The organism is Methylobacterium nigriterrae (genome assembly GCF_037106235.1).
Classification (GTDB): domain Bacteria; phylum Pseudomonadota; class Alphaproteobacteria; order Rhizobiales; family Beijerinckiaceae; genus Methylobacterium; species Methylobacterium nigriterrae.
The window spans coordinates 1-672 of the sequence record NZ_JBAWTG010000467.1 but is presented as its reverse complement, the minus strand read 5'-3'; the positions used below and the strand labels follow the sequence as shown (position 1 = coordinate 672).

Annotated in this window: 2 protein-coding genes; one reads left to right on the top strand and one right to left on the bottom strand. The window is 65.8% G+C overall.

Features of this window, described 5'->3' with window-relative positions:
* The coding region (locus tag WDW90_RS37780) for a DUF6894 family protein (protein ID WP_336492831.1) at positions 1-288 on the bottom strand (288 nt) is incomplete at its 3' end.
* Between the two features lie 166 nt (positions 289-454).
* Between WDW90_RS37780 and WDW90_RS37775 the strand changes: the two genes are divergently transcribed.
* Positions 455-672 (top strand): cyclic nucleotide-binding domain-containing protein (locus WDW90_RS37775; protein WP_336492830.1); only part of this gene is annotated, 218 nt, incomplete at its 3' end.

The following is a 672-nucleotide window of genomic DNA, read 5'->3' as shown; positions in this document are numbered from 1 at the left end:
CTGGGCCTTCGCCTCAGGCGCGGGCGGCTTCGGAACAGGCCGGCGCCGCTTGCGGCTTTTGTCGAGCACCTCCGAGAACGGCACCTCCATCAGGAGTTGGCCGTCTGCATCCGTGATCTCGAACGCATAGCGCATCGGGAGCTGCCCCCGGCCGATCAGCTCGGCGGCCATGGCGGGAATGGCGCGGCACGCATCGAGGTAGGCTGTTTCCAGATTGACGAGCTGCAGACCGTCCTCGTTCCACTGCAGGCCATCCGGAGTTCGCAGGTGGAAGAAGAAGCGTGGCATCCGATCATCCAGCCGTGCTCTCGCCCCCCGACGTGCAATGCCGGGATGAGATCAGAGCGGCATCGCGCGGGGGTGAGCTTCTGTCGTTTTCACGGGCGCGGGCAATCACACATGTGTAGCTTGAGCTGAGGGGGAGCAGTTCGCTCGGCCTCGGCCGGAGGTGGCCATGCCCCAGCACCTCATCCGCAAGCTGGAGCGGTTCACCCGCCTCTCAGCCAACGATAAGCAGGCCCTTGAGGCTGCTGCAGGCCAGAGGGAGCATCTGGTCGGGCCCCGCCAGGACATCATCAGCGAGGGCGATCCTCCCGAGCACGTCAACCTGATCCTGGAGGGCTGGGCCTGCCGCTACAAACAGCTGGAGGATGGCCGCCGGCAGATCATCGC